Consider the following 22,974-nt stretch of genomic DNA (forward strand, 5'->3'; position numbering starts at 1 on the left):
CATTTACACCCGTAACGCAGGATCTCACCATGATCGATCTCAATACCTGGAACTTGAGCGTCCCCGAAGGCACCCCGGCAGTCACCATCGAAACGCCTCGGCTGGCACAAGGATTCAAGGATCAATACTTCCATTCCGACACCGGCACGCTGTTCTTCTGGGCACCGGTGACCGGCACCAAGACCGCCAACGCGATCTATCCGCGCAGCGAACTGCGCGAGACCTACAGCGACGGCACCCTGCGCAACTGGCTGTACCCGGCGGCGGACAACATCCTGCGCGCGACCCTGGCGGTCAACCAGGTGCCCAGCAGCGGCAAGATCGTGATCGGCCAGATCCACACCAAGGACAGCACCAGCCCCATGGTGAAGCTGGAATACCAGTACAAGGCCTACAGCGCCACCGGCAACATCGTCGCCAAGGTGCGCATGCACCCCGACGATGAATCAGGCCAGGTCATCACCATCGCGACGGGCGTGACGCTCAATAGCAAGTTTTCGTACATGATCCACCTCAGCCCGGGCGGCGCATTGGGCATCACCGCAGCCGGCTACAACTGGCGGAGCAGCATCAATCCGGCCTGGAAGGTCAAGCCGTTGTACTTCAAGGCCGGCGTCTATGTGCAAGACAACACCGGCTATACCACCGAAGGGGGTCAAGTGACGTTCAGCCTCTTGGAGATCAACCACAACACACTCTGATCGGGGCCAATCGCCGCGGCAGCACGGATGGCTGCTGGTCCTTGTCTGGCGCATCCCGTGGGGGGAGCAGCCAAGGACATTGCGGGTTTTGTTCAAAGAAAATAGCCAATTAGTCGACCAACGGTCGTCCCTCTCGGGCACAAAATCCGTCGAGGCCACTCTGACGGACAGTTGACGCCAACCATCCGCCGATCAAGCACGGGAAATGTTCATCTCCCTGCCCCCTCAAGAACAACAAGAACGCGGGATAAGAACCTCCGGATGAGGCTTTGAGTTTTTTCACTCCGAGTAAGGATCACCCATGGTCGATTTAGCCACCTGGAACTTGAGCATCCCCGAGGGAAGCCCGCCCAAAACCATCGAAACGCCTCGATTGGTGGACGGTTTCCAAGACAAATATTTCAATTCCAAAGGCAGCACAGTGTACTTCTGGTCGCCGGTCACCGGTACCAAGACGGAAAATGCGATCTACCCCCGCAGCGAGTTACGCGAAACCTACCGCGACGGCACCCTGCGCAACTGGGTGTACCCCGACGCCGACAACCAGCTGCGGGCAACTCTCACGGTCAACCAGGTACCCAGCAGCGGCAAGGTGGTGATCGGCCAGATCCATGCCAAGGACAGCAGCAAACCCATGGTCAAGCTGGAGTACCAGTACAAGGACGACAGCGGTGTCGGCAACATCGTCGCCAAGGTGCGCATGCGTCCCGACGATACCAAGGGCCGGGTCATCACGGTCGCCACGGGGGTGCAGCTGAACCGGTCCTTCTCCTACCGCATTCATCTGGATCGCACCGGCGACCTGGGCATCACCGCCGCCGGCAATAGCTGGTACACCACCATCAGTGCGACCTGGCGCGACAAGCCGCTGTATTTCAAGGCGGGGGTGTATGTGCAAGACAACACGGGCTATACCAGCGAAGGTGGGAAGGTGACGTTCAGCGTGCTGGATATCGATCACAACACCTGAGATTTCGCTTCCGAAAATCTCGTAGGAATTTGCCCTTTGTGGCGAGGGGATTCATCCCCGCTGGGCTGCGAAGCAGCCCCCTCTTTTCGTCAGCCCTTGCGCATGCGCCGGTTTACGGCGGCTGCGCCACCGAGCGGGAGCAAGCTCCCTCGCCACAGGGGCTGTGGGCGTCCTACAGGTCGGTTTTGGCCTTGGAAATCTGCTCTATAGTTCGGTTCGTCTGCTGGCTTTGGTCAGTGGCGAGGGTTTCGCAGCCCTGGTGAGTTAGAATCACGACCGTCAAAAATCAGCATGGGCATATCCTGCCTGCGTTCGGTTTTCTATGGCGGCTGTGTGTGGGAGATCTTCGGGTCTGCCGGGTGCTAACTCCTCGGTCTGCGAACCCGCACATGGCTGCCACCTCATTTGTTTCGCAGCAAACGGTGGCAAATACCTTTCTTGAGTTAGAGGTTGTTTATGAAAGCCGAACAATTGCTTAGCCGTTTCACCCCGCTCACTGCAATCGCCACCACCCATCCCGTTCTGTTCATCGACCGCACGGTCCCACTGACCGAACTCCACGCCTGCGCCAGCGAACGCCTGCACGCCACGCTCGATTATTTGACGCTCATGGCCTGTGCTTCCCTGCGCGACTCGGCTGCCAGCGATTTCAATACCCTCACCAATGTTGCCCGCATCCTGGTCCAGGACGTGACTGACGTGTTCGGAGTCATCGAACAGCGCGGTCTCGACGACCAATAAAAATCCCTGTGGGAGCGAGCTTGCTCACGATGCGGCGGACCATCAGCATGGATGTCCACTGACACAGCGCGGGCAAGCTCCTCTAATCCCTCTGCAAAGTCATCGAGGATGACAGGAGGTCATGTGCATATTCTTTTGAGCAGAGTAGGATTGAATCCCATCGCATTCAGGAGGCCTATCATGCGTAGCACTCAACAGTTCAGCATCACGCTGCCCAACCAGATGGCTGACGTAGTAAAAGCCAAGGTCGCTGCCGGTGAGTACGCCACTGAAAGTGAGGTCATTCGTGATGGCCTCCGGGCACTGCTGGCTCGTGATCGTGCTTTGGAAAACTGGCTCGTAGGCCAAGTAGCCCCGGCTTACGACGCTTTGAAAGCCGACCCCTCGCGCGCACTTAACATTGATGAAGTGCGCGCCCGATTGGCGGCTGAGCACCAGAACGCCACTGTAAAATCGTAAATGGCCTATACCGTCGAGTTTGCACCGCAAGCCCTTGAGCAGTTAGCTGCGCTCTATCGCTACATTGCCACAGAGACTTCGCCGGAAATTGCCCATCGGTATACCGACGCCATCGTGACCTACTGTGAAGAGCTACAGACGTTCCCGCACAGAGGGAACCAAAGGGACGATATACGCCCGGGTTTGCGCATCACAAACTACCGTAAACGGACCGTGATCGCCTTTGCCGTTGAAGCCGAGCAGGTTTCCATTTTGGGTGTTTTTTACGGCGGACAAGACTTTGAGGTCTCTTTGCAGAGCGAACTGGAAGAGTGACGCGAGCTCGCTTCCACAAGAGGCGCACGTTTGCCTGGGCCGGCATTCCGACTCTTCCGCCGCCGTAAGAGCGGAACCCTAAGCAGCCGTTACCGAAGAAACGGGATATGTACACAATTCCCATGCATAAAAAAACCCGCATCACTGCGGGTTTTTTTATGACGCTTGAGGTTTAGTTAACCTTGGCGTTCAACTCACCTTTCAGGTAACGCTGGTACATAGCTTCCAGGGAGATCGGCTTGATCTTCGAAGCATTGCCGGCAGTGCCGAACGCCTCATAACGCGCAATACACACGTCACGCATGGCCGTCACGGTCGCGCCAAAGAATTTACGCGGGTCGAACTCGCTCGGGTTGGTCGCCATCAGGCGACGCATGGCACCGGTGGACGCCAGGCGCAGGTCGGTGTCGATGTTGACCTTGCGCACGCCGTACTTGATGCCTTCGACGATTTCTTCAACCGGCACGCCGTAGGTTTCCTTGATGTCGCCGCCGTACTGGTTGATGATCGCCAGCCACTCCTGCGGTACCGAGGAAGAACCGTGCATCACCAGGTGGGTGTTGGGGATGCGCTTGTGGATTTCCTTGATGCGGTCGATCGCCAGCACGTCGCCGGTAGGCGGCTTGGTGAACTTGTAGGCGCCGTGGCTGGTGCCGATGGCGATGGCCAGGGCGTCGACCTGGGTCTTCTTGACGAAGTCGGCGGCTTCTTCCGGGTCGGTCAGCATCTGGCTGTGATCCAGCACACCTTCGGCGCCGATGCCGTCTTCTTCACCGGCCATGCCGGTTTCCAGCGAACCCAGGCAACCCAGCTCACCCTCTACCGACACACCGCAGGCGTGGGCCATGGCGACGGTCTGCTGAGTAACGCGCACGTTGTACTCGTAGTCGGTCGGGGTCTTGCCGTCTTCGCCCAGGGAGCCGTCCATCATCACCGAGCTGAAGCCCAGCTGGATGGAACGCTGGCAGACGTCCGGGCTGGTGCCGTGGTCCTGGTGCATGCACACAGGGATGTGCGGGAATTCTTCAATCGCAGCCAGGATCAGGTGACGCAGGAACGGCGCGCCAGCGTATTTGCGGGCACCGGCCGAAGCCTGGACGATCACCGGAGAGTCAGTCTTGTCAGCGGCTTCCATGATGGCGCGCATCTGCTCAAGGTTGTTGACGTTAAAGGCTGGGACGCCGTAGCCGAACTCGGCTGCGTGGTCCAGCATCTGACGCATGCTGATAAGTGCCATGGGTGTATCTCTCCCGGTCGAGGGTCGTTAATCGTGCCAGCCTGCCGGAGCGGCGGCGGCTATTCAAGTCATTGCGGATCGGGGGTCGGCCCCGGCCTGCGTGTTCAATGAAACAAAATCTCGCTACCCATACGAAACCCTGTGGGAGCGAGCCTGCTCGCGATGAGGGTCTTACAGTCAACATCTCTGCCGCCTGAGACACCGCCATCGTCGGATCGCCGCCCGGAGCAGGCTCGCTCCCACATTGGATCTCAGTGAGTCATTCAGCCTTGCAGCCACGCCCAATCAAATCATTGGTGGCGACCCAGTACACCAGGCCTTCCTCACCGTTGACGTGAAACGCCAGCATGTCATCGCCGTACAACGAACCCGACGCGCCTGGCTCCTGTTTCAGGTGGTAAACCTGGTCAGCACCGCCCAGGCGCACGTCGACAGCCTTGCGAGCCGCATCGCTGTAGCGCCACAGCACTTTGGCCTCGCTGTCGCAAGTCCAGGTTGTCCAGCCTTGCGCGGCAGGTTCGGAAGAACGCAACAGGTCAAACTGCGCACACCCTGCCAGCAACGCCAGCAACGCAACGGCGATAAAGCCTTTCATCCACATTCCTCGGCTGACGGCACACGCTGCCAGCCCTGAGTTAAGAGTCAGACCCGTCAAGGGCATCCATGTTCCTTGTCCGGGGTTTGCGTCTCGTATTTGTCCAGGCCGTCCGGTCCGGAGCGCTTGTTGAGCACCGGGTTGGTTTCGGCCTGCCAGTCCGCCTGGTAGCAACCTGCCTGCGGCTCACTGGGCGCCGACTCCTGCGCAGTTTTCGGGGTACTCCCGCAAGCCGCCAGGCAGCCGGTCAACAACAAAAGCGCGAACGTCTTGACCATCAGAACACTCCTTTGCCCGGTCAACGCAGTCTCAGGCCTTGGCCCGGCTTTCCAGGACTTCCACGGCAGGCAGCACTTTGCCTTCGACGAATTCGAGGAACGCGCCGCCACCGGTAGAAATGTAGGAGATCTGCTCGGCCACGCCATATTTGTCGATGGCCGCCAGGGTGTCGCCACCGCCGGCGATGGAGAAGGCCGCACTCTGGGCGATCGCCTGGGCCAGCACCTTGGTGCCGTTGCCGAACTGGTCGAACTCGAACACACCCACCGGGCCGTTCCACAGGATCGTCTGGGAGGACTTCAGCAGTTCGGCAAAGTTGGCCGCGGTTTGCGGGCCGATGTCGAGGATCATGTCGTCTTCGGCCACGTCAGCGATCAGCTTGACGGTGGCCACGGCGCTTTGGGCAAATTCCTTGGCGACCACGACATCAACCGGCAACGGCACGCTGACCTTGGCGGCGATTTCCCGGGCGGTGCCCAACAGGTCCGGCTCGTACAGGGACTTGCCGACTGGATGGCCGGCAGCGGCCAGGAAGGTGTTGGCGATGCCGCCGCCGACGATCAACTGGTCGCAGATCTGGCTCAGGCTGTTCAACACGTCCAGCTTGGTGGACACCTTGGAGCCCGCGACGATGGCGGCCATCGGCTTGGCCGGGGCACCCAGGGCCTTGCCCAGTGCGTCCAGCTCGGCAGCCAGCAACGGGCCAGCAGCGGCGATCTTGGCGAACTTGGCCACGCCATGGGTCGAACCTTCGGCGCGGTGCGCGGTACCGAAAGCGTCCATCACGAACACATCGCACAAGGCGGCGTATTGCTGCGCCAACTCGTCGGCGTTCTTTTTCTCGCCCTTGTTGAAGCGCACGTTTTCGAACAGCACGACGTCGCCGGCCTTCACATCGACGCCGCCCAGGTAGTCAGCCACCAGCGGCACTTCACGACCCAGGGCACGGCTCAGGTAGTCGGCCACGGGCTTGAGGCTGTTTTCGGCCGAGAACTCGCCTTCGGTCGGACGACCCAGGTGGGAGCAGACCATCACGGCCGCGCCTTTTTCCAGGGCCAGCTTGATGGTCGGCAGCGAAGCCAGGATACGCGCGTCGCTGGTGACAACACCGTCCTTGACGGGGACGTTGAGGTCTTCGCGAATCAGTACGCGCTTACCTTGCAGATCGAGGTCGGACATCTTCAACACGGTCATGGGTCGCAATTCCTGAGTAACGGTTTAGAGAGCAGGCTTTTTGGAAATGGAAAGCGACGTCGCTGTTTGCAGGTAATGCTCAGCAACGTCCAGCATTCGGTTGGCAAAACCCCATTCGTTGTCGAACCAGGCCAGGATGTTCACAAGCCGCGGCCCGGAAACACGGGTCTGGCTGGCATCGACAATGGCCGAATGCGGGTCATGGTTAAAATCACAACTGGCATGAGGCAACTCGGTGTAGGCCAAGAGGCCTTTGAGCGGGCCGCTGGTGGCGGCTTCGCGCAGGATCCGGTTGATCTCGGCGGCGTCGGTATCGCTCACGGTCTGCATCGTTATATCGAGGCAGGACACGTTGACCGTCGGCACCCGCACGGCTTTGGCCTGAATTCTCCCGGCAAGTTCCGGTAGCAGCCGTTCAATACCGCGCGCCAGACCAGTGGACACCGGAATCACCGACTGGAACGCCGAACGGGTGCGGCGCAAGTCTTCATGGTGGTAGGCGTCGATCACCGGCTGATCGTTCATCGCCGAGTGGATCGTGGTGATCGACACGTACTCCAGGCCGACGGCCTGGTCCAGCAGGCGCAACAGCGGCACGCCGCAGTTGGTGGTGCACGACGCGTTGGACACCAGCAGCTCTTCGCCGGTCAGGCAATCCTGGTTCACGCCGTAGACGATGGTGGCGTCCACATCCGCTTCACTGGCCATCGGCTGGGAAAACAGCACCCGCGGCGCGCCGGCGGCGAGGAAACGCTGGCCGTCTTCACGGGTGTGGTAGGCACCGGAACATTCAAGCACCAGGTCGACGCCCAGGGACGCCCAATCGATGCCTTCGGGGGTGGCACTGCGCAGGACCTTCACGCAGTCGCCATTGATATGCAGACAATCGCCCTCGACCCGCACTTCGCCGGGAAACCGGCCGTGGGTGGAGTCAAAGCGTGTCAGGTATTCGACACTGGCCATGTCGGCCAGATCGTTGATGGCCACGATTTCGAAACCGGCCCGTGCCCCTCGCTCGAACAACGCACGCAAGACGCAACGACCAATCCGGCCGTAGCCGTTGAGTGCAACTTTGTAGGGACGCGGTTGGGGCATGGTGGGTCTCTGACCTGGTTGATTCCATGAAGATGGCGCTGAACATTCCATTGTCATCGCGGGCAAGCCTTGCTCCCACAGGTTGGCATTTCCCTGTGGGGGCGTGCACATCCTGTGGGAGCAAGGCTTGCCCGCGATAGCGTCAGAACAGGCAATACATTCCCTGAATCAGTCTTCCAGCAGTTCTTCAGCCTGCCCCAGGATGTTTTCCAGGGTGAAGCCGAACTCTTCGAACAGGGCGGCGGCAGGTGCCGATTCGCCGTAGGTGGTCATGCCGATCACGCGGCCTTCCAGGCCCACGTACTTGTACCAGTAGTCGGCATGGGCAGCCTCGATGGCGATCCGGGCGCTGACTTGCAGCGGCAATACCGACTGCTTGTAGCCGGCGTCCTGGGCATCGAACACGCTGATGCACGGCATGGACACGACACGCACGTTGTGGCCCTGCTCGGTCAGCTTGTCGTAGGCCTGCACGGCCAGGCCGACTTCGGAACCGGTGGCGATCAGGATCAGCTCAGGCTCGCCGACGCAATCCTTGAGCACATAGCCACCGCGGGCGATGTCGTCGATCTGGCCGGCGTCACGGGCCTGATGCGGCAGGTTCTGGCGGGAGAAGATCAGCGCCGAAGGACCGTCGTTACGCTCGATGGCGAATTTCCAGGCCACGGCCGATTCCACGGCGTCGCATGGGCGCCAGGTGTCCAGGTTCGGCGTGCAGCGCAGGCTCGCCAGTTGCTCGATCGGCTGGTGAGTCGGGCCGTCTTCGCCCAGGCCGATGGAGTCGTGGGTGAACACATACAGCACGCGTTTTTTCATCAGCGCCGACATGCGCACTGCGTTGCGGGCGTACTCCATGAACATCAGGAAGGTCGCGCCGTAAGGCACCAGGCCGCCGTGCAGGGCCACGCCGTTCATGATCGCGCTCATGCCGAACTCGCGAACGCCGTAGTACATGTAGTTGCCGCTGGCATCTTCGGCGCTCACACCCTTGCAACCTTTCCACAGGGTCAGGTTGGAACCGGCCAGGTCGGCCGAACCGCCCAGCAGTTCCGGCAGCAGCGGACCGAAGGCGTTCAGGGTGTTCTGGCTGGCCTTGCGGCTGGCGATGGTTTCGCCCTTGGCCGCGACTTCGGCGATGTAGGCCGAGGCTTTTTCGGCGAAATCGGCCGGCAGTTCGCCGCTCAGGCGACGCACCAGTTCGTTGGCCAGCTCAGGGAATTCGGCGGAGTAAGCGGCGAAACGCTGGTCCCAGTCGGCTTCAAGCGCACGACCTTTTTCCTTGGCATCCCACTCGGCATAAATGTTGGCCGGGATTTCGAACGGACCATGCTCCCACTTCAGCGCGGCGCGAGTCAGGGCGATTTCCTCGGCACCCAATGGCGCACCGTGGCAGTCTTCCTTGCCTTGCTTGTTCGGCGAGCCGAAACCGATGGTGGTCTTGCAGCAGATCAGGGTCGGCTGGGTGCTCTTGCGGGCGGTCTCGATGGCGGTCTTGATTTCTTCCGGATCGTGGCCGTCGACGTTGCGAATCACCAGCCAGTTGTAGGCTTCGAAGCGCTTGGGCGTGTCATCGGTGAACCAGCCTTCGACTTCGCCGTCGATGGAGATGCCGTTGTCATCGTAGAAAGCGACCAGCTTGTCCAAGCCCAGGGTGCCGGCCAGGGACGCGACTTCATGGGAAATGCCTTCCATCATGCAGCCATCACCCAGGAACACGTAGGTGTGGTGATCCACGACGTTGTGGCCCGGACGGTTGAACTGCGCCGCCAGCACTTTTTCCGCCAGGGCAAAGCCCACGGCGTTGGCCAGACCTTGGCCCAGCGGGCCGGTGGTGGTTTCCACGCCTGGGGTGTAGCCGTATTCCGGGTGGCCCGGGGTGCGACTGTGCAGTTGGCGGAAGTTCTTCAGGTCATCGATCGACAGGTCATAGCCGGTCAGGTGCAGCAGCGAATAGATCAACATCGAGCCATGGCCGTTGGACAGCACGAAGCGGTCACGGTCGGCGAACGACGGGTTGCTCGGGCTGTGCTTGAGGTAATCGCGCCAAAGCACCTCGGCAATATCCGCCATACCCATAGGGGCACCGGGATGGCCGCTGTTGGCTTTCTGCACGGCATCCATGCTGAGGGCACGAATGGCATTGGCACGCTCACGACGGCTGGGCATCGCTGATCTCCTGCGGGTATTGAATCGAAAGTGAATAAAACGAAATTGAAAAAGGCGTGCATTTTCCCTCACCCACCCGCCTGGGGCAATGACAGATAATCATCCGGAAGGGTTTTTTGCGGTGGATCAAGGGCGCCTTCGCCCGATGAAACCTTTCCGCCCGCGGTTTGTGATGTCGACACGCCTGGAAAGTGCCGCCCATCAATCAATATCAAAATTTTTTGATATTGAACTTGCGGTGTTCCGCCCCCCTCACTAGACTGCCGCTCTATGAACTTACCTGCGCCCACGCTGCGTCACGACGATTGCGATGACCTGGCGGCCCTTTGCAAGGCCGGCGGCGATCCTTTGCGGCTCAATGTGCTGCGCGCCCTGGCCAATGATTCGTTCGGCGTACTGGAACTGGCGCAGATCTTCGATATCGGCCAGTCCGGCATGAGTCACCACCTCAAGGTACTGGCCCAGGCCGACCTGGTGGCGACCCGTCGGGAAGGCAATGCCATTTTCTACCGCCGCGCCCTGCCCCATACCGATCTTCCGGGCGGCCGGCTGCACGCAGCGCTCCTGGACGAAGTCGATCAGTTGAGCCTGCCGGCGGCCGTACAGGCACGTATCGCCCAGGTGCACCGGCAACGAGCCGCCGCCAGCCAGGACTTCTTCGCGCGGGTGGCGGAGAAATTCCGCGCCCAGCAAGACCTGATCGCAGGGCTGCCGCAGTACCGAGAAAGCGTGGTGGCGCTGCTGGACAAGCTAGGCTTCGAACCCGATGCCACCGCCATCGAAGTCGGCCCCGGCGACGGCGCGTTCCTGCCGGAACTGGCACGACGCTTCAGCCAGGTGACGGCCTTGGACAACAGCCCGGCGATGCTCGAACTGGCCCGCCAGGTGTGCGAACGCGAAGCACTGGCCAACGTCAGCCTGCAATTGGCCGATGCCTTGAACGGCATGAATCACCAGGCCGATTGCGTGGTATTGAACATGGTGCTTCATCATTTCGCCGCTCCGGCTGATGCACTCAAACACATGGCCGGCCTGTTGCAACCGGGCGGCAGCCTGCTGGTGACGGAGTTATGCAGCCACAACCAGAGCTGGGCCAGAGAAGCCTGCGGGGATCTCTGGCTGGGCTTTGAACAGGACGACTTGGCCCGTTGGGCCACCGCTGCGGGTCTCGCACCCGGAGAAAGCCTCTATTTAGGCTTACGCAATGGTTTCCAGATCCAGGTTCGCCATTTTCAGCGACCGACTGGCGACACTCACCAACGGTAACTTGCAGGAAAACATCGAGATGAGCGAATACTCCCTTTTCACCTCCGAGTCCGTGTCTGAAGGGCATCCGGACAAAATCGCCGACCAGATTTCTGATGCGGTGCTGGACGCCATCATTGCTGAAGACAAGTTCGCCCGCGTGGCGTGCGAGACACTGGTGAAAACGGGCGTGGCGATCATCGCCGGCGAAGTCACCACCTCGGCCTGGGTCGACCTGGAACAGATCGTCCGCGACGTGATCCTGGGCATTGGCTACAACAGCTCCGACGTTGGTTTCGACGGCGCGACCTGCGGCGTGATGAACATCATCGGCAAGCAGTCTCCCGACATCAACCAAGGCGTCGATCGTGCCAAGCCTGAAGACCAGGGCGCAGGCGACCAGGGCCTGATGTTCGGCTACGCCAGCAACGAAACCGACGTGCTGATGCCAGCACCGATCACCTTCTCCCACCAACTGGTTCAACGCCAGGCCGAAGCCCGCAAATCCGGCTTGCTGCCTTGGCTGCGCCCGGACGCCAAGTCCCAGGTGACGTGCCGTTACGAAGGCGGCAAGGTGGTCGGCATCGACGCCGTCGTCCTGTCGACCCAGCACAACCCCGACGTGTCCTACAAAGACCTGCGCGAAGGCGTGATGGAGCTGATCGTCAAGCACGTGTTGCCTGCCGAGCTGCTGTCCAAGGACACCCAGTTCCACATCAACCCGACCGGCCAGTTCATCATCGGTGGCCCGGTGGGCGACTGCGGCCTGACCGGTCGCAAGATCATCGTCGACAGCTACGGCGGCATGGCCCGTCACGGCGGCGGCGCGTTCTCCGGCAAGGACCCATCCAAGGTTGACCGTTCGGCGGCCTACGCCGGTCGCTATGTCGCCAAGAACATCGTTGCCGCTGGCCTGGCCGAGCGTTGCGAGATCCAGGTTTCCTACGCCATCGGCGTCGCCCAGCCTACGTCGATCTCGCTGAACACCTTCGGCACTGGCAAGATCAGCGATGACAAGATCATCAACCTGGTTCGTGAAGTGTTCGACCTGCGTCCTTACGCCATCACCACCATGCTCGACCTGCTGCACCCGATGTACCAGGACACCGCAGCCTATGGTCACTTCGGTCGTACGCCACAAACCAAGACGGTCGCCGGCGACACCTTCACCACCTTCACCTGGGAAAAAACCGACCGCGCCGACGCCCTGCGCGCCGCTGCCGGCCTGTAATACCCGCGTGTAAAGAAAAGCCCCTGGCGACTGGGTCGCCAGGGGCTTTTTTATGCTCGCCATTGTGGTGATGGACTGGGTGGGAGCAAAGCTTGCTCGCGATGCAGGCGCCTCGGTTCCTTGAGAGTCCGCGTCAACTTTATCGCGGGCGAGCCTTGCTCCCACAGAAGCTCCCCCAACCAGGGGGGGGCAATGAATCTAAGCTCGTCGTGCCACCAGCAAAAACGAAGCCGCACTGGCCAGCAGCCCTGCACACATGCGATTGAACAGGCGCTTGCCACTGGGCCGGGCGAACAACCGCCGCGCATAAATGCCCATGTAGCAATACAGCCCGATGGCGATGCACTCCAGCGCCAGGAACAAGCCGCCCAGTACCGCGAATTGCTGTGCGACGGTGCCTGTCCGGTCGACGAATTGCGGCAGGAACGCCGTAAACAGCAGGATCGCCTTCGGATTCCCGATCGCCACCCAGAACTCCTGGCGCGCCAGACTGCTGCGGCTCATCGACGCGACCGCAGCCTCGTCACCCACCTCAGGCTGGGCGCGCCACAGTTGCACGGCCAGATAGAACAGGTAACCGGCACCGAGCAGCTTGATCCCCAGGAACAACAACTCCGAGGTATGCAGCACGGCAGTGAGCCCCACTGCGGCCAAGGCAATCATGATCGCAAACGCCAGCAGCCGACCGGCGCCGCCGCTGGACGCCCGGACGAAGCCGTAGCGCGAGGCGTTGCTGATGGACAGCAGGTTGTTGGGCCCCGGCGCCATGTTCAGCGCGAAGCAGGCCGGAATGAAAACAGCAAGGGTCGGCAGGTCCATCCGCAGGCTCCTGGTACGGGACGGTCGGAGGCCCATTCTGCACCGACCAGGGCACGGTTCAAGGGACAGTTACACGGCTAAATCGTACCGGACTGTACCGCCGCGACTTTGCCATCAGGCCCCGTAAAATCCGGTAACGCTCCAGGCCGCGCGACTGGCGCAACGGTGACTAGCCTTCAGGGACTCAACTTGGCAAGGATGCTTCGATGTCACCGTTTTTGTATGTACTCGCGCTTGTTCTCATCGCACCGACCGTCAGTGCGGCGCCCTGCCCCTCCTGGCCCACCGAGCGTGCCCAGGCAGAAATCGCGGCCTTGCAACAGCAAGTCGACGCCTGGGACGACAGCTATCATCGTCTAGGCCAATCCGAGGTGGCCGACGCGCTTTACGACCAATCCCGCGCGCAACTGGGCCAATGGCGCCGCTGCTTCAACCTCGAAGCGCCAGACGATCCCCTGCGCACGGCCGGCGGCAAGGTGCAACACCCTGTTGCTCAAACCGGGCTGGACAAGCTCAAGGATGTTGACGCGGTGCAGGCGTGGCTGCAGGGGCGAAAAGATGTCTGGGTCCAGCCGAAAATCGACGGTGTGGCGGTGACGCTGGTCTATCGCGAGGGGCGCCTGTATCAGGCGATCAGCCGTGGCGACGGCATTCATGGGCACGACTGGACCTTGAACGCGCGCAAAATCAAGGCCATCCCCCAGCAACTGCGCCGGCCTTCGGACCTGGTGGTCCAAGGCGAGCTGTACTGGCAGCTGAACACCCATGTCCAGGCCAGCAGCGGCAGCCTTAACGCCCGGGGCACCGTGGCCGGCCTGATGGCGCGTTCGAACCTGACGGCGCAGGAGGCGGCCGACATCGGCCTGTTTGTCTGGGACTGGCCCGAAGGACCACAAACCCTGCCCGAACGAGAGCGCGAGCTGGCGGACCTGGGCTTCGCCGCCCCCGGCAGCTTCAGCCAGCCAGTCCACAGCCTCGCCGATGCCCAGCACTGGCGCGACCATTGGTACCGAACGCCGCTGCCATTCGCCAGTGACGGAATCGTCCTGCGCCAGAGTCGCCGCCCCCCTGCGGCTCGCTGGCAGGCCCGGGCGCCCTTCTGGAGCGTGGCCTGGAAATACCCCTATGCCCAGGCGTTGGCCGAGGTGCGCAAGGTGCATTTCAAGGTCGGTCGAACCGGACGCATCACGCCCATCCTGGAGCTGGAACCCACGATGCTCGACGATCGACGCATCCGCAGGGTGAGCGTCAGCTCCCTTGAACGCTGGGCAACCCTGGACATCCGCCCCGGCGACCAGGTCGCCATCAGCCTGGCCGGACTGACCATTCCACGCCTCGACGCCGTTGTGCTGCGCAGCACCGAGCGCCCGGACGTCAGCGCCCCGGCGACGGCGGATTACCACTTCTTGAGTTGCTGGCAACCGACACCCGGTTGCGAAAGCCAGTTCCTGGCACGAATGACCTGGCTCAGCGGCAAGCAAGGGCTGGCCCTGCCCCATGTGGGGCCGGGCACCTGGCAGAAGCTTCTAGCCGCCGGGCGGCTCGACACAATGCTGGATTGGTTGACCCTCGATGCCGCCGAGCTTGCTACCATTGCCGGCTTCGGCGAGCGCAGCAGCGTCCGCCTGCTCGACAGTCTGCACAGCGCCCGGCAACGCCCTTTCCGGCAATGGCTCAAGGCCCTGGGCTTGCCACCCACGGGTGAAGCCCGGCTGGACGGGCCTTGGCAGGTACTGGCCGAGCGCAGTACCGAACAGTGGCAAGCCGAAGCCGGCATAGGACCGGGACGCGCCGCGCAATTGAGCGCGTTCTTTCGCGACCCGCAGGTGCTGGCTTTGAGTGAACAGTTACGCGCCGCCGGGGTCGATGGTTTTTGACGCAAGCCCCGCGCAGTTGAACCCAAGGGGCGAACATGCGTTCCAACAGCGCATCTGCACCGACCGCTCGCGAGTCATTTTACGGAGTTGCTATGAATTTCCTGTCCCCCGCTGCCCTGCTGATCCTGTGCAGTGTCATGGCCACACCTTTGCTGGCGGATGAGCAGGCGCCGGAGCTCACCGGCTGCGCAGCCAAGCGCCAAGGCATCATCAACCAGATCGAACTGGCCAAGTCCCGTGGCAACCCGGACCAGCAGGCAGGTCTTGAAACCGCACTGAACGACGTCACCAGCCATTGCACCGACGCCTCCTTGCGCAAGGAACGTGAAAACAAGGTGCTCGATGCCAAGCATGAAGTCAGCCGGCGTCAGGCCGACCTGGAAAAAGCCATGAAGAAGGGCGATGCGGAGCGGATCAACAAGCGCAAGGACAAGCTGGCAGCTTCCCGCAAGGAATTGCAGGAAGCGGTGGAGGAATTGGACAAATAAGCGGCAAGCTCGAAACTTGCCGTGTGCAGTGGCTCTGGATCAATGGTCCCGGAACTCTTTATGACAGGCACTGCAGGCATCCTCGACCTTCTGCACCGCCGGCCCCAGGTTGCTTGCCTGGTAGGGTTGGACCTTGCTGACGGTCACCAACTCGCCAGTGGCCGCCTCAAGGCTTCGAGCCAGCTCCTGGAAGCGTGCCTGTTTTTGCCAGACTTCATCCCGGGCGCTGGTGTGGCTTTCTTCGCGCACTTGCGGGAAATGCTTCCACGGCTCATGGGACAGTTGGTCCAGTTGCACCGCACCTTCGGCGAAACGTGTTCCGTCGAACGGAACGCGGCCACGCAGCATGCCGCCCAACTCTTCGTTGGTCTTGAGCATCTGCTTGAAGATCGCCTTGCGCTGGCCCAAGGGAGAATTGGGATCGACACCGCCGCAGGCGGAAAGCATCAGGCAGGCCAGCACTGCCATGGAAAGTCGTTTTACAAACATCTTGGCCTCGGGGCAGGAAACGGCGGTTAGTATCCTCGGATCGTCGGAAAAGACCAATGGCCCTATCAACAATACGGATTGTTCAAACACCTGACTGCGTTTGAATGATCGCGAAGGAAATTTTCATGAACAGCCGCTCCAAGCCTTGGTACACAGGCCTTGCATTGACCCTACCGCTGATTGCCCTGCTGGCCGGCTGCAACCTGGGGGACAAGACCGAGAAGCCTGAAACCCACGCCGTCGCCACTTATGTCAACGCGCCATGGGACGCCCTGCCATCGGTTTCCGATGAAGACTTGCTGGCCGGCTTCGCTTCTTGGCGTAGCGCGTGCGTCCGGCTCAAGGCTGACGCCACCTGGGGCCCGACCTGCGCGGCCGCAGCCAGCGTGCCGCAGAACCCGACGGATATCCGCCATTTCCTGAAGCAGAACCTGGACGTCTATGGCCTGCGCTCGGGGGACAACAGCCCCAACGGCCTGATCACCGGCTACTACGAGCCGGTCTATCCCGGCAGCCTCACCCAGACCAGCCGCGCGAACATTCCGGTGTATGGCGTGCCGGACGACATGATCATCGTCTCGCTGGAGAGCATCTACCCCGAGCTCAAGGGCAAGCGCCTGCGCGGTCGTCTCGAAGGTCGGGTACTCAAGCCCTACGACGACGCTGCCAGCATCGAAACCAACGGGGTGAAGGCGCCCGTGATCGCCTGGTTGACGGACCCGATGAACCTGCAATTCCTGCAAATCCAGGGTTCGGGCCGGATTCGACTCGATGACGGCCGGCAGTTGCGCATCGGCTATGCCGATCAGAACGGCCACCCTTACCGTCCCATCGGGCGCTGGCTGGTCGAACAGGGCGAGCTGAAAAAAGAAGACGTAACCATGGGTGCCATCAGCGCCTGGGCCAAAGCCAACCCGAATCGGATCCCCGAGTTGCTTGGCAGCAACCCCAGCTATGTGTTCTTCAACCGCAACCCCGACAGCAATGAAGGCCCGCGTGGTTCGCTGAACGTGCCCCTGACCGCCGGCTACAGCGTGGCGGTGGATCGCAAGGTGATCCCCCTGGGCAGCCTGCTCTGGCTCTCCACCACGCGTCCCGATGGCAGCCCCTTGAATCGCCCCGTTGCCGCCCAGGACACGGGCGGCGCCATCGCCGGCGAGGTACGGGCCGACCTGTTCTGGGGCACGGGTGAAGTGGCCGGGCAACTGGCCGGGGACATGAAGCAACAGGGACAGATCTGGATGCTTTGGCCCAAGGGCATGGCGTTGCCGCAAGTGCCGCAGGTGAGCAATGCCGTTACCGCCAATCCCTGAGGGAATGCGGTGACTGTGCCTGCTCCCGATGAGGGCGGCACAGTCACCAAAACTCAACAGCCAGGCTCAGATCGAAACAAAGAAGAAACTCGCGATCAACCCCAGCCCCACGAGCCACACCAGCGAACGCAGGATCGCCCAATCCGCCAGGTAGCAAATGATGTACAGCAGGCGACTGGTGATGAACAACACCGCCAGCACGTTGATGGTCACCAGCTCGGCGTTGCCGGCCAGGTGCGCGACGATCACCGCGGCGGCGAAAAATGGCGAGATCTCAAAGCTGTTCAGGTGTGCGGCATAGGCACGCCGGGGAACGCCGTCGAGGGATTCGAGGAAATCGCGGGGGTCGTGGTTGTCGCGCAACCTGAATCTCCCGCCGATCTTGGCGATTGCAATGCATGCATAAGGCAGCAAAAAGGCAATCAAAATACACCACAGGGCAACCGTCATGACGCAGTTCCTTCTTTGAGTTTCATGGGGAATCGAGAATCCGGGCGCCGGTCAGAACTTCATCACCAGCATGCCAATCAGCACCAGCCCGCAGGCTAAGAGCCGCGGCAAGCCGAAAGGTTCTCTGAGGTAGCGCATGCCGAACAGCACCACCAGGATCACACTGATCTCGCGCAGCGCCGCCGCCTCGGCGATCGAACCCAGCTGCATGGCCCACAGCACCAGAGCGTAGCTCAGCAGTACACAGAATCCGACCGCAAATCCCAGCGACCATTGCTCACGCCAGAACAACATGAACGCCGGCCGCTTGCCCAGCAGCGCCAGCAGCGGGAACGGCCAGGCACTGAGCAGCGTGACCCAGACCAGGTAATCCAGCGGATGGGGCCAGCGGCGCAGGGCATGACCGTCAATGAAGGTGTAGCCGCCGATGCACAGCCCGATCAGCGCCACCACCGGCAACATCGACCAGGGCAACCGCTCGCCACCACCGCCTCGCCACAACAGGCAAAGCATGCCGAAGGGGATCAGCAGGATCCCAACGACCTGCTGCGTCGTCAGCGCCTCGCCGGCAAAGACAAACGTCAGCGCCAACACCACCAGCGGAGAGAGGCCGCGCATCAGCGGATAGACCAGGCCCAGGTCGCCCACCCGATAAGCCTGGATCAGCAGATACCGGTACAACAACTCAAGCGCCGCCGACGCCACGATCCACGGCCAGATCCCTGGCGGTGGAAACGCCACGAAACCCAGGGCCAACGCGGCGAAGAGCAAGGCTACGCTGTCCATGCACGCCACCACCAGCAAACGCTCGCCGCTGAACTTGATCAGCGTATTCCATGCCGCATGCAGCACGGCGGCGATCAGTACCAAGGCCGTTGCCAGCACTCCGAGCTCCCTATTGTCGAGAAAACTGCCCGCACCGCCAGCGAATAGGCGACGCGCTCAGCAAGACTTTATTCCCATCCATGTGGGCCGTTTTACCTGCCTTCCCAAAGTCGCGTTCCAGAGCGCTTTCCTGGAAGTCCGCCGAGCGCTGCTTGCAGCCGGAGGATGTTTGTCCAATTGAGTCACAACGCCTTAAGCCCACAGAACTTGCTTACAGTTCGGTCCCTCACTCCTGGGTACACGGAACGAACCGGAATGCCAACCATCTCGTCGCACACCTTCCCTCTTCGCGCTTTTGAACATATGGGCCAGACCGCAAGAACAACGAGCCCTGAAGAGGGCCGCCGATTGATCGCCGACGCGACAGACCGATCGATATCCATCATTCGATATGAGGACGGCAGCGTCAAAGTCAGTCTGAATCGTCCCCCCATCACAGATCTGATCCTGAGTGGCGGTGGCGCCAAGGGAGTGGCCTATTCCGGGTTCGTCGATACGCTCGAAGCCACAGGCGTCATGGAACAGGTCCGGACGATTTCAGGTTCCTCCGCAGGGGCCATATCCGCCGCGTTACTGGCCAGCGGCATGGATCACGCGGGTTTCGACAGGATCTCTGACGACATCTCCCTCATTTCCCTGCTCAATAGCGCCGAGCCTGACGCCTCATCCAGGCAGGACGGATGGTCGAAGTTGGGCGAGAAGCTGAAAAAAATCCCGCTGGCGCAATTGCTGTGTGATCTGCTGCCGCGCCTGGGTTCCAAGGGGATGCCGCTGGAGGATCTGATCCGCAAGGAATCCTGCGCGGCGCTTCTGGAACGTTGCAATGAACACAGGAATCTCTACGAGAATGGACAGAGGAAGGCTCTTTCCGAGAAGGCGCAACTAACGGTTGCCCACGTGGAAGAGACACAGCGCGTCACGTTTCGCGACCTAGCCATCCTGAGCGCCGAGATCCCGCAGATCAAGACCGTGGAAATCACCGGCACCGCCATGTTCGAGGAAGGTTCGCAATTGGTGGTCTTCAGCGCAGACCTGACGCCGGAGATGGACATTGCCGTGGCGGCGCATATTTCCGCGTCGCTGCCAGTCGTCTTCAGCAAACCGACCCAACAGGAACTGCCCTTCCAACAGAACGACGAGCACCGCACTGAGACCACGGCATTTGCCGATGGTGGCATCCTGAACAACACGCCAATAACGGCTCTCTACAACCCGCGCCCCTCCATGAGTCCGATTCCGCAGGGTGAGCATTTGATCCTGGTGTTCGACGCTGAGGACTCGGGCGGACAAAGCCCGCGAGGTACGGGCCTGTCGGCGCTGACCGACAGATTCCTCAAGGCACCCCATACGGCTCTTTCTGCGCTGAATGCCGAAAAAATGAAGCACTTTGCCGACCAGATCGTCACCGTACCGCTGAAAACCGCTAAAGGCGACTTTCGTGGGCTGCTGAATGGGACGGTCAACTTCAGCATGTCCAGGGACATCAAGAATCATCTCCAGGAAGAACTGCGCGAGGTTGTCCAAAACCATCTGGACAAGCGTAACGCCACGCCGCAAGCCTTCCGGTTTGCCTCGATCGAAGACGCTCTGCTGGCATTGAGCGACGAAGCGCTCGCACAGCTAGGTCCAGCGCTGGAGCACGACGAAACCTGTGCCGAGGTGATCGACTTCAGGCAACAGGCGCAACAGGCCTTGGCGCAACTGAAACAAGCGATCCGGGAGGTCAACGAAACATCCACCCGGCTTGAGCCAAGCCCACCCATGCGCGAGGCCATCTGGGCCCTCGATCAGCTGGCCGATCAGCCCGTCACACTGCAATGGTTGGCAAAATGTCTCAATCACGGCAATGACCCGGACTTCATGCAGTTTCTGCAAGCAGCCGCCCGCTGGGACGAAGGCGTGTCCACCGGCGTCTGCGAGGTGATCCACCACGCCATCGAGGAAATGAACCTGCGCGACCTTGCCACGCGCGCCGATAACGTCCTGCGCTACGTGCTCTACCCCTCGCTGTTTCGCGGCGGCCAACCAGAATCGAACATCAAGCTGATCAACGGAGCCATCAGGGATCTGAACGAAGTACGCAACCCAAAGGCGTTCAACGATGTACTCGATCGGGTCATCGCGAACTACAAGTCGCGCTACACGGGGCTGCCTGATCCTGAGTCAACAACCCGCAACAGTCTGCTCGCCATGCAGTATCCAAAACAGAAAGCCTGATACGCCGATCTCACTCGACGACGTCATCCTTGAACTGATCCTTGACGTACTTGATCTCGGTCCGTCCGTGTGGCGCGGGCAGGCCGTCTTCGCCGAGGTTGACGAAAACCATCTTGTCCACGGTGAGGATGCTCTTGCGGGTGATTTTGTTGCGCACTTCGCAGGTCAGGGTGATGGAGGTGCGACCGAATTCGGTGGCGGTGATGCCCAGCTCGATGATGTCGCCCTGGCGCGAGGCACTGACGAAGTTGATTTCCGAGATGTACTTGGTGACCACACGCTGGTTGCCGAGTTGGACAATGGCGTAGATCGCCGCCTCCTCGTCGATCCAGCGCAGCAGGCTGCCGCCGAACAGCGTGCCGTTGGGGTTGAGGTCTTCGGGCTTGACCCATTTGCGGGTGTGGAAATTCATGTTCACTCCTGAGCATCTGGCCGATCGATACGTTCATCATGGCAGACTGGACAGCCAGGCTCTACGTCGCGGCCCTGATAACAGTCATCGGCAATTTCGATTTGCCGACAACAAACCCTTTTGGAAGATCCGATTAGCCCGCTATAATCGCCACCGTTTTACTTCGGTCCACGCTTTGGACCGTTCCCGCCACCTGTCCGAGGGGCGCTGCAGCAGGCTCGACCTGTCAGGCTCGGATGGGGCGTTGTTTGTACGGGATTTCCCGCACGGACACTAAACGCACAACGGCGCCCATTCGCATACATTACGAATGGAGGCTCTTCATGAGCGCTGTCATCACGCCTGCAGATTTTACCGACTACAAAGTTGCCGACCTGTCCCTGGCTGCCTGGGGCCGTCGCGAAATCATCATCGCCGAATCCGAAATGCCTGCCCTGATGGGCCTGCGTCGCAAGTACGCTGGCGAACAACCGCTCAAGGGCGCGAAGATCCTCGGCTGCATCCACATGACCATCCAGACCGCCGTGCTGATCGAGACCCTGGTCGCCCTGGGCGCCGAAGTACGCTGGTCGTCCTGCAACATCTTCTCGACCCAGGACCAGGCCGCCGCCGCCATCGCCGCTGCTGGTATCCCTGTCTTCGCCTGGAAAGGCGAGACCGAGCAAGAGTACGAGTGGTGCCTGGAGCAAACCATCCTCAAGGATGGCCAGCCATGGGACACCAACATGATCCTCGACGACGGCGGTGACCTGACCGAGCTGCTGCACAAGAAATACCCGGCGGTACTGGACAAGGTCCACGGCGTGACCGAAGAGACCACCACTGGCGTGCACCGCCTGCTGGACATGCTGGCCAAGGGCGAACTGAAGATCCCGGCCATCAACGTCAACGACTCGGTGACCAAGAGCAAGAACGACAACAAGTACGGCTGCCGTCACAGCCTCAACGACGCGATCAAGCGCGGCACCGACCACCTGTTGTCGGGCAAGCAGGCGCTGGTGATCGGCTACGGTGACGTGGGCAAGGGTTCGGCCCAATCCCTGCGTCAGGAAGGCATGATCGTCAAGGTCTCCGAAGTCGACCCGATCTGCGCCATGCAAGCCTGCATGGACGGTTTCGAACTGGTTTCGCCGTTCATCGACGGGATCAACAACGGCACCGAAGCGAGCATCGACAAAGCGCTGCTGGGCAAGATCGACCTGATCGTGACCACCACCGGCAACGTCAATGTCTGCGACGCCAACATGCTCAAGGCGCTGAAAAAGCGTGCCGTGGTCTGCAACATCGGTCACTTCGACAATGAAATCGACACTGCTTTCATGCGCAAGAACTGGGCCTGGGAAGAGGTCAAGCCGCAAGTTCACAAGGTTCACCGCACCGGTGCTGGCAGCTTCGACCCTCAGAACGACGACTACCTGATCCTGCTGGCCGAAGGCCGCCTGGTTAACCTGGGCAACGCCACCGGCCACCCAAGCCGCATCATGGACGGCTCGTTCGCCAACCAGGTCCTGGCCCAGATCTTCCTGTTCGGCCAGAAATACGCCGACCTGTCGCCGGCCCAGAAAGCCGAGCGCCTGACCGTGGAAGTACTGCCCAAGAAACTCGACGAAGAAGTGGCCCTGGAAATGGTCCGCGGTTTCGGCGGCGTGGTCACCCAGCTGACCAAGCAACAGGCTGACTACATCGGCGTCACCGTCGAAGGCCCGTTCAAGCCGCACGCTTACCGCTACTGATAGAGCCAGCCTCCCCTGTGGGTGAGGGTTTTGTGGGAGCGAGCCTGCTCGCGATGCAGACAC

Annotated in this window: 23 protein-coding genes and 1 riboswitch; of the genes, 12 read left to right on the top strand and 11 right to left on the bottom strand. The window is 61.1% G+C overall.

Annotation, left to right across the window (positions count from 1 at the left end; genetic code table 11):
- The first annotated feature begins 29 nt into the window (after window positions 1-29).
- The 5 genes from ACODSJ_RS09295 to ACODSJ_RS09315 all read left to right on the top strand — a co-directional run bounded on the left by ACODSJ_RS09295 (window position 30) and on the right by ACODSJ_RS09315 (window position 3,186).
- Window positions 30-701, top strand: a complete 672-nt coding sequence (locus ACODSJ_RS09295) for a polysaccharide lyase family 7 protein (RefSeq protein ID WP_489101440.1) — start codon at window positions 30-32, stop codon at window positions 699-701.
- Between the two features lie 301 nt (window positions 702-1,002).
- The gene (locus ACODSJ_RS09300) at window positions 1,003-1,671 is read left to right on the top strand and encodes a polysaccharide lyase family 7 protein (RefSeq protein WP_489101441.1); all 669 of its coding nucleotides are present in this window, start codon (window positions 1,003-1,005) and stop codon (window positions 1,669-1,671) included.
- A 456-nt stretch (window positions 1,672-2,127) separates the two neighbouring features.
- Complete coding sequence (locus ACODSJ_RS09305) at window positions 2,128-2,412, top strand: fructose-bisphosphate aldolase (RefSeq protein ID WP_489101442.1); 285 nt, start codon at window positions 2,128-2,130, stop codon at window positions 2,410-2,412.
- Between the two features lie 180 nt (window positions 2,413-2,592).
- Window positions 2,593-2,871 carry a ribbon-helix-helix domain-containing protein gene (locus ACODSJ_RS09310; RefSeq protein WP_489101443.1) on the top strand — a complete coding sequence of 93 codons (279 nt, stop codon included), beginning with the start codon at window positions 2,593-2,595 and terminating at the stop codon, window positions 2,869-2,871.
- Entirely contained in the window at window positions 2,872-3,186 is a 315-nt protein-coding gene (locus ACODSJ_RS09315) for a type II toxin-antitoxin system RelE/ParE family toxin (protein WP_489101444.1), read from the top strand.
- 172 nt (window positions 3,187-3,358) lie between these two features.
- On the opposite strand, the gene fba is transcribed toward ACODSJ_RS09315, so the two are convergent.
- The 6 genes from fba to tkt form a co-directional block, all read right to left on the bottom strand.
- Entirely contained in the window at window positions 3,359-4,423 is a 1,065-nt protein-coding gene (gene fba / locus ACODSJ_RS09320) for a class II fructose-bisphosphate aldolase (RefSeq protein ID WP_003177554.1), read from the bottom strand.
- A 259-nt stretch (window positions 4,424-4,682) separates the two neighbouring features.
- Window positions 4,683-5,018, bottom strand: a complete 336-nt coding sequence (locus ACODSJ_RS09325) for an MliC family protein (RefSeq protein WP_489101445.1) — start codon at window positions 5,016-5,018, stop codon at window positions 4,683-4,685.
- A 56-nt stretch (window positions 5,019-5,074) separates the two neighbouring features.
- Window positions 5,075-5,296: a hypothetical protein gene (locus ACODSJ_RS09330; protein WP_489101446.1), complete on the bottom strand. Its 222-nt coding sequence runs from the start codon at window positions 5,294-5,296 to the stop codon at window positions 5,075-5,077.
- 31 nt (window positions 5,297-5,327) lie between these two features.
- A complete protein-coding gene (locus ACODSJ_RS09335; RefSeq protein ID WP_489101447.1) occupies window positions 5,328-6,491 on the bottom strand; it encodes a phosphoglycerate kinase in 1,164 nt (387 codons plus the stop codon).
- A 24-nt stretch (window positions 6,492-6,515) separates the two neighbouring features.
- Window positions 6,516-7,586, bottom strand: coding sequence for an erythrose-4-phosphate dehydrogenase (gene epd, locus ACODSJ_RS09340; RefSeq protein ID WP_489101448.1), 1,071 nt, complete (start codon window positions 7,584-7,586; stop codon window positions 6,516-6,518).
- A 168-nt stretch (window positions 7,587-7,754) separates the two neighbouring features.
- Window positions 7,755-9,752, bottom strand: a complete 1,998-nt coding sequence (gene tkt, locus ACODSJ_RS09345; protein WP_489101449.1) for a transketolase — start codon at window positions 9,750-9,752, stop codon at window positions 7,755-7,757.
- A gap of 270 nt (window positions 9,753-10,022) precedes the next feature.
- Between tkt and ACODSJ_RS09350 the strand changes: the two genes are divergently transcribed.
- Entirely contained in the window at window positions 10,023-11,018 is a 996-nt protein-coding gene (locus tag ACODSJ_RS09350; protein WP_489101450.1) for an ArsR/SmtB family transcription factor, read from the top strand.
- 19 nt (window positions 11,019-11,037) lie between these two features.
- Window positions 11,038-12,228, top strand: coding sequence for a methionine adenosyltransferase (gene metK / locus ACODSJ_RS09355; RefSeq protein WP_489101451.1), 1,191 nt, complete (start codon window positions 11,038-11,040; stop codon window positions 12,226-12,228).
- 198 nt (window positions 12,229-12,426) lie between these two features.
- Here metK and ACODSJ_RS09360 read toward each other — a convergent pair whose 3' ends face one another.
- On the bottom strand, window positions 12,427-13,047 hold the full coding sequence (locus ACODSJ_RS09360) for a LysE family translocator (RefSeq protein WP_489101452.1): 621 nt from the start codon (window positions 13,045-13,047) through the stop codon (window positions 12,427-12,429).
- Between the two features lie 206 nt (window positions 13,048-13,253).
- Here ACODSJ_RS09360 and ligB point away from each other — a divergent pair, with 206 nt between their 5' ends.
- Both ligB and ACODSJ_RS09370 read left to right on the top strand, forming a co-directional pair.
- Window positions 13,254-14,924 (top strand): NAD-dependent DNA ligase LigB, encoded by a 1,671-nt coding sequence (gene ligB, locus ACODSJ_RS09365; protein WP_489101453.1) that lies wholly within the window; start codon window positions 13,254-13,256, stop codon window positions 14,922-14,924.
- 92 nt (window positions 14,925-15,016) lie between these two features.
- Entirely contained in the window at window positions 15,017-15,412 is a 396-nt protein-coding gene (locus tag ACODSJ_RS09370; RefSeq protein ID WP_489101454.1) for a DUF1090 domain-containing protein, read from the top strand.
- 39 nt (window positions 15,413-15,451) lie between these two features.
- On the opposite strand, the gene ACODSJ_RS09375 is transcribed toward ACODSJ_RS09370, so the two are convergent.
- Window positions 15,452-15,901, bottom strand: a complete 450-nt coding sequence (locus tag ACODSJ_RS09375) for a c-type cytochrome (RefSeq protein ID WP_489101455.1) — start codon at window positions 15,899-15,901, stop codon at window positions 15,452-15,454.
- A gap of 125 nt (window positions 15,902-16,026) precedes the next feature.
- Here ACODSJ_RS09375 and mltA point away from each other — a divergent pair, with 125 nt between their 5' ends.
- Window positions 16,027-17,214: a murein transglycosylase A gene (mltA, locus tag ACODSJ_RS09380; RefSeq protein WP_489101456.1), complete on the top strand. Its 1,188-nt coding sequence runs from the start codon at window positions 16,027-16,029 to the stop codon at window positions 17,212-17,214.
- Window positions 17,215-17,280: 66 nt separating this feature from the next.
- On the opposite strand, the gene ACODSJ_RS09385 is transcribed toward mltA, so the two are convergent.
- Window positions 17,281-17,664, bottom strand: coding sequence for an MAPEG family protein (locus ACODSJ_RS09385; protein WP_489101457.1), 384 nt, complete (start codon window positions 17,662-17,664; stop codon window positions 17,281-17,283).
- A 51-nt stretch (window positions 17,665-17,715) separates the two neighbouring features.
- Window positions 17,716-18,549: an EamA family transporter gene (locus ACODSJ_RS09390; protein ID WP_489101458.1), complete on the bottom strand. Its 834-nt coding sequence runs from the start codon at window positions 18,547-18,549 to the stop codon at window positions 17,716-17,718.
- A 255-nt stretch (window positions 18,550-18,804) separates the two neighbouring features.
- Between ACODSJ_RS09390 and ACODSJ_RS09395 the strand changes: the two genes are divergently transcribed.
- Window positions 18,805-20,766 (top strand): patatin-like phospholipase family protein, encoded by a 1,962-nt coding sequence (locus tag ACODSJ_RS09395; protein ID WP_489101459.1) that lies wholly within the window; start codon window positions 18,805-18,807, stop codon window positions 20,764-20,766.
- Window positions 20,767-20,776: 10 nt separating this feature from the next.
- On the opposite strand, the gene ACODSJ_RS09400 is transcribed toward ACODSJ_RS09395, so the two are convergent.
- Window positions 20,777-21,178 carry an acyl-CoA thioesterase gene (locus tag ACODSJ_RS09400; protein WP_489101460.1) on the bottom strand — a complete coding sequence of 134 codons (402 nt, stop codon included), beginning with the start codon at window positions 21,176-21,178 and terminating at the stop codon, window positions 20,777-20,779.
- Window positions 21,179-21,371: 193 nt separating this feature from the next.
- A riboswitch (S-adenosyl-L-homocysteine riboswitch) is annotated at window positions 21,372-21,478 on the top strand.
- 23 nt (window positions 21,479-21,501) lie between these two features.
- On the opposite strand from ACODSJ_RS09400, the gene ahcY reads away from it, so the two are divergent.
- Window positions 21,502-22,911 (top strand): adenosylhomocysteinase, encoded by a 1,410-nt coding sequence (ahcY, locus tag ACODSJ_RS09405; RefSeq protein ID WP_489101461.1) that lies wholly within the window; start codon window positions 21,502-21,504, stop codon window positions 22,909-22,911.
- Window positions 22,912-22,974: the final 63 nt, after the last annotated feature.

The organism is Pseudomonas sp. FG6, from assembly GCF_057809015.1.